The 5,810-nt window shown below is 72.7% G+C and carries 5 protein-coding genes; 1 reads left to right on the top strand and 4 read right to left on the bottom strand.

All coding sequences use genetic code 11. The features are described 5' to 3' along the window. The 4 genes from ADY59_RS46145 to ADY59_RS46130 form a co-directional block, all read right to left on the bottom strand. Positions 1 to 1,187: methylmalonyl-CoA mutase family protein (locus tag ADY59_RS46145; protein WP_049577352.1), on the bottom strand; the 1,187-nt coding region annotated here is incomplete at its 3' end. Positions 1,188 to 1,245: 58 nt separating this feature from the next. Then, positions 1,246 to 2,016, bottom strand: a complete 771-nt coding sequence (locus ADY59_RS46140) for a peptidoglycan recognition protein family protein (RefSeq protein ID WP_049577350.1) — start codon at positions 2,014 to 2,016, stop codon at positions 1,246 to 1,248. Between the two features lie 90 nt (positions 2,017 to 2,106). Then, complete coding sequence (gene mtnA, locus ADY59_RS46135; protein WP_049577348.1) at positions 2,107 to 3,045, bottom strand: S-methyl-5-thioribose-1-phosphate isomerase; 939 nt, start codon at positions 3,043 to 3,045, stop codon at positions 2,107 to 2,109. A gap of 21 nt (positions 3,046 to 3,066) precedes the next feature. Next, on the bottom strand, positions 3,067 to 4,929 hold the full coding sequence (locus ADY59_RS46130; RefSeq protein WP_049577345.1) for a CASTOR/POLLUX-related putative ion channel: 1,863 nt from the start codon (positions 4,927 to 4,929) through the stop codon (positions 3,067 to 3,069). Between the two features lie 90 nt (positions 4,930 to 5,019). On the opposite strand from ADY59_RS46130, the gene ADY59_RS46125 reads away from it, so the two are divergent. Then, positions 5,020 to 5,810, top strand: a 791-nt coding sequence (locus ADY59_RS46125) for a serine/threonine-protein kinase (RefSeq protein WP_049577343.1), incomplete at its 3' end; no start/stop codon positions are given.

Genomic DNA, 5,810 nt, shown 5'->3' with positions numbered 1-5,810 from the left:
AAGCGGCGGTGGGCGATGTCGGCGGCGCGGCGGGCGCGGGTGGCGGCGACGCGGCGGGAGACCAGCGCGCCCGCCGCCAGGACGCCGCCGGCGGCCTCGATCTCCTGGAACCACGCCCAGGCGCGCTCGGCCAGGTCGGCGGTGCGGCGCTCGACGTACCAGGAGCCGCCCGCCGGGTCGGCCACCCGCCCGGCGCCCGCCTCCTCCAGCAGCAGCGCCTGCGTGTTGCGGGCGATGCGCCGGGAGAAGGCGTCGGGCGCGCCCACGGCCGCGTCGAACGGCTGGACGGTGACCGCGTCCGCGCCGCCGATCCCGGCGGCGAAGCAGGCGACGGTGGTGCGCAGCATGTTCACCCACGGATCGCGCGCGGTCATCATGGCGGAGCTGGTCACCACGTGCTGGACCTGCGCCCCGCCGCCCCCGCACACCTCCGCGACGCGCGCCCACAGCTTGCGGGCGGCGCGCAGCTTGGCGATGGTGGCGAACTGGTCGTCGGTCGCCGCGTAGCGGAACTCGAGCTGCCCGAACGCCTGCTCGACGCTCAGCCCGGCCCCGGTGAGAGCCCGGAGCGCGGCCACGCCGAGGGCGATCGAGCAGCCCAGCTCCTCGCCGTCGGACCCGCCCGCGTCGTGGTAGGGGGTGGCGTCGACGGTGATCGCCCGAAGCCCCGGGTGGCCGGCCACGCACCGGGCCGCGAGCTCCACGCCGGTGTCGTGCAGCGCCGACGCGCCGAGGTTGCCCGTGAGCGGCGTGTCGCCGGCCAGCGCGAACAGCGCCTCGGCGGCCTCCAGGGTGTGCGGCCCGGCCTCCAGCACGATCGGGGCCAGGTCGAGATAGACGTCCTTGAGCACCCGGGGCAGCTCCACCACGGGGATCGCGCCGTCGCCGGCCACCAGCCAGAGCGAGGTGACGCCGTTCTCCAGGTCGGCCAGCACCGCTTCGGGGTCGGGCACGGCGTGCCGCTGCCGGACGTCCCCTCCGGCGCCCGCGGCCCCGCGGTCGAACGGCGGGCCGGCGGGCAGGTCGGAGGCGTCGTACAGCGGCGCGATCGGCACCTCGTCGTACGTCAGCGCGCCCAGCGCCTGCTCGGGCGTGGCGGCCTCGACGCCGGACTTGCGCAGGACCGCGAGCGCCAGCGCACGCCAGCCGTCCCGGGTGGTGGCGGGGAAACCCGCTGCCAGATCCATGCTGGGATCGTAAGCGCAACACGTCACGGAACGTGCACGCGGGGGCCGGGGACAGGGGTTACTTCTGGGGGGCTTCCCAGGTGAGGCGCCAGGTGACGGGGCCCACGACGCCGTCGTCGTCGACGCCCTGCTCGCGCTGGAAGCGGCGGCACACGTCCCGGGAGCCGGGCCCGTAGGCGCCGTCGACGTCGAGTTCCCAGCCGCGCTCGCGCATCTTGCCCTGCCAGGTGCGCACGTCCTCGCCACGGGTGACGGGCGGGTACTTCAGTAATCGCCCGGGGTACGCCGGCGCCTCGGGGGTGCCGTTGCCGCCACCGCCGCCGGGCCGGGGCGCGCCGCGCCGGATCCACGCGTAGAGGGGATCGCCGGGGCAGTCGGTGGAATAGCCGTCGCGGTGTCCCTTGATCTCGTCGCCGGCCCGTCCCCGGGCGCGTACGTGGTCGACGGCGTCGAGGATGGCGTGCAGCAGCCCGTCGGGCGGCTGGATGAGCCCGGCGTTGCCGACGAGCCCGAGCACCGCGTAGTGGCCGCGGTTGAGCCCGGCGCCGTTGGCGGCGGGCAGGTGGTGCAGCCCTCGCCCCTCGAATACCTTTTTATGCGGACAGGCGACGAATGAGTAGCCGATGTCAATCCATCCGTTTCCATCCATATGGAACGCTTGGATGGATTGCACCAATTTCAGGCAGCTCGCATGCTTGTCGATGATTCCGGGATCGACCCGCCCGCCGGTGTAGTGGACTTTCACCCCTTTGGTGGAATCGAGCTGCGTGTAGTCGCCGCGGGGCGAACGCGCATCCCAATCCGCCCGCCTGATCAGGTCAATGGCCATAGGTACGCTCCGGAAATATCGGATCAATACATCTACCGAGCGTAACGCCAGTTGCGCGGACAGGTCCCGAGTTCGCAATATTTTTTTACCCTACGGGCGGATAACACGCCTCTCTGTCACGATCGCGGTGATCAGGTCGTGCGGTGTCACGTCGAAAGCCGGGTTCAGCGCCCGCGTGCCCTCCGGGGCCACCCGCACGCCCGCCACGCTGACGATCTCCTCGGCGCCCCGGTCCTCGATCTCGATGTGGTCCCCGGACGGGGTGGCCGCGTCGATCGTGCTCTCGGGCGCGACGACGATGAACGGCACCCCGGCCCGCTCCGCGCCGAGGGCGAGCGCGTACGAGCCGATCTTGTTGGCGGTGTCGCCGTTGGCGGCGATCCGGTCGGCGCCGATGAGCACCGCGTCCACGCCGCCCCGCGCCAGCAGGTACGGCCCGGCGGAGTCGGCGACGAGGTGGTGCGGGGCGCCCATCCTGGCCAGCTCCCAGGTGGTGAGCCTGGCGCCCTGCAGGAGCGGGCGGGTCTCCAGGGCGAGCACCTCGGCCAGCCGGCCGCGCTCGTGCAGCGTCTGGACGACGCCGAGCGCGGTGCCCCGCTCGACGGCGGCCAGCCCGCCGGTGTTGCACACCGTCATGATCCGCAGCCGGTCGCCTTCGAGCAGGTCGGCGCCGCGCTCGCCCATGGCGACGCAGGCGGCGACGTCCTCGTCCCTGATGCGCAGCGCGGCACGCAGCACGGCCCGCGGGCCCGCGCCGACGTGGGCCGCGGCCCTGTCGACGCCCCAGGCCAGGTTCACGGCGGTGGGGCGTGCGGCGCGCAGCCGGGCGACGGCGTCGAGGTCGCCGCCGGCCAGCACGACGCCGACCGCCCCGGCCACGCCCAGCGCGGGCGCCCCCCGTACCGCGAGCCGGCGGATGGCGTCGACGAGCTCGTCCACGGTGTGCAGGCGGATCGTCACGCACTCGGCGGGCAGCCGGGTCTGGTCGATCAGCTCGACGGCGCCGTCCACCCAGTCGATGGTCCTCACGCCGCACACGCTAACCCAGACTCAGTCCTCCGCCAGCACGATGACCGAATCGCGCTCGGACAGGCGGACGAGGTCCGGCTTCGGCGGGTTGAGCACGATCCCGTAGTGCGGCGGGATGTTGCGCCCGGCGGCGTCGCGGTAGCCGATCGCGGTCTCGCCCCTGCGGCGGGCGGCCTCGATGACGGTGGAGAAGCTCACCTCCGTCCCCGGGGTGACGTACGAGGACGCCGGGCGGGGGTAGATCTCCGAGCCGCGCGAGTCGAACAGGAAGCCGAACACGTCGGCCAGGTGCCGGTTCTCGGCGAGCTGGGCCAGCAGCAGGCCGATGACGGTGTCGCTGATGACGATGTCGTCCGCCTCGGTGACCTCGGCCAGCGCCCGGTTGTTCTCGTCGTGCATCTCGCTGACGATCGAGTAGTGCTCGTTCATCGCGCTCTGCATGTCGCGCAGCTGCAGCAGCGTCATGAGCGTGCGGGTGTCGGCGTGATGCAGCGTGAAGCGGTCGTCGGACAGCACGATGACGTGCTGGAAGAGCCCTGGCGCGAGCGCTTCGAGCGCGTACCTGTCGGTGGTGTCGCAGTCCTTGACGTTGACGGTGAGGTTGCGCAGGCCGTCCAGGCCGGTGCCCGCCTGGGGGTGGTCGGTGGCGATCTCCAGCACCGAGCCGGGGGCCACGTAGCCGTCGAGGTAGCGGATGATGTGGTGCGCCCGGCTGTTCCAGTTGAGCAGCAGCGTGCGCTCCGGCTCGGGGTCGGCGGGCTCGGTGGTGACGATCGCCGCCTCGTCCACGGCGGCGGTGCCGTCCGCGAGCACGATGCGGGAGTCGTCGTGCGCGATCATGACGACCTCGTCCGCCTCGGTGACGGGCGTGTCCATGGCCGGGTTGAGCACCACGCCCGACGGCTTGCGCAGGCCGATGACGGTGGCCGTCTCGTACGCGTGCAGCGTCTCGCCGTACGTGCGGCCCGCGACCTCCGCGGCGGGGCGCAGGTAGATCTCGCCGCCGTCGAAGTTGAGCAGGTCCATGCAGACGACCGACATGCCCGACTGGCGGGAGGACTGCACGATCAGCCGCGAGGCGGTGTCGTCGGAGTCGACCAGGTGCACGTCCGCGCCGCCGGCCAGGCGGGCGGCGGCGACGTTGCGGGTCGCGGCGATGGCGGCCACGACCGGCGGGTGCACCCCCTCGCGCTTGTCCAGAGCGAGCAGGATCTTGAAGACGTGCGCGTCGGGGTCCTCGCCCTCGGGTGACAGCACGACGACGGCGCTGGCCGCGGCCAGGTTCATCAGGGCCAGGTCGCGCGGCTCGGTCGCCGATCCGGTGCGGCACACCAGCCGCGTCCTGCCCAGGTCGACGCGCTCGCGGATCTCCTCCTCCATCGCGAGCTTGTCGCGGTCGGCCAGCACCGCCACGACCGAGCCCGACTCGCTGGCGTGCGCCTTGACCAGCTCGGCCACGATCGTGAACACCTGGTCGGACCAGCCGAGCACCACCGTGTGGCCGGTCTCCACGATGCGCGAGCGCCCCCGGCGTAACCGGTCCACCTTCTGCTCGAAGCCGTTGGCCAGCAGGCCGACGAGCATGCTGACGATGAACAGCCCGCCGAGCGAGCCCACCAGCATGACGGCCATGTACGGGACCGACCCGTCGTCGGCGGCCAGCTCGTCGGGCGACAGGGCGTGCATGAGCGCGATCCACAGCACGTGCCCCGGTCCCCCGACGCCCTCCGGCTCATCGGGAGCCACCCACATGAGCAGCCCGGCGACCACCACGACGAGCCCCATCGACACCACGGCCAGCCAGCCGACGAGAGAGATCGTCCCCTTGGACATCGTGTTGTCGAACCAGTAGCGAGCCCGTTCGCGGAACTTCACACTTGACACCCCGTACCTCCGCGTTCAGGTCATTTTGATCAGCTCTACAAGGTAGCGGTGGATCTGTGCGTCCGCAGGATCACCGATAACGTATCGACCATGGCGACTCCCCTGACACCGGACGACCCACCCGAGCTCGGCGGCCACCGGCTGGCGGGACGCCTCGGCGAGGGCGGCCAGGGCGTGGTCTACCTGGCGCACACGGAGTCGGGCGAACCGGTCGCGATCAAGCTGCTGAGCACCGGCGACAGCGAGACCCGGGCGCGGCTGGCGCGTGAGCTGGAGGCGCTGGAGAGCATCGCGTCCTTCTGCACGGCCCGCGTCCTGGCCGCCTCCACCGAGGGGCCGCGCCCGTACGTGATCAGCGAGTACATCGACGGGCCGTCGCTGGCCGGCCGGGTCCGCGAGCGGGGGCCGCTGGCGGGCGGCGAGCTGGAGCGGGTGGTCGTCGGCACGGCCACGGCGCTGGCGGCCATCCACGCGGCCGGCGTCGTGCACCGCGACTTCAAGCCCGCCAACGTGCTGCTCGGGCCCGACGGGCCGCGCGTGGTCGACTTCGGCATCGCGCGCGCCGAGGGCTCGGCGACCATGACCTCCGGGCTGATCGGCACCCCCGCCTACCTGGCGCCCGAGCAGATCGGCGGCACCCCTGCCTCGGCGGCGTCGGACGTGTTCGCGTGGGCGGCCACGATGGTGTTCGCGGCGACGGGGATCAGCCCGTTCGGCGCCGACACGGTGCCGGCGGTGCTGCACCGGGTCCTCCACACCGACCCGGACCTCACCCCCTTGCCGCCCCGCCTGCGGGCGGTCATCGCCTCCTGCCTCGCCAAGGACCCGGCCGCCCGGCCCACCGCCCGTGACCTGATGGTCCATCTCGTCAACCCCACCAC

The organism is Nonomuraea sp. SBT364, from assembly GCF_001083785.1.
In the GTDB taxonomy this organism is placed as follows: Bacteria; Actinomycetota; Actinomycetes; order Streptosporangiales; family Streptosporangiaceae; genus Nonomuraea.
Note: the sequence above shows the minus strand (reverse complement) of the source record. Positions and strands in the feature narration are given on the sequence as shown.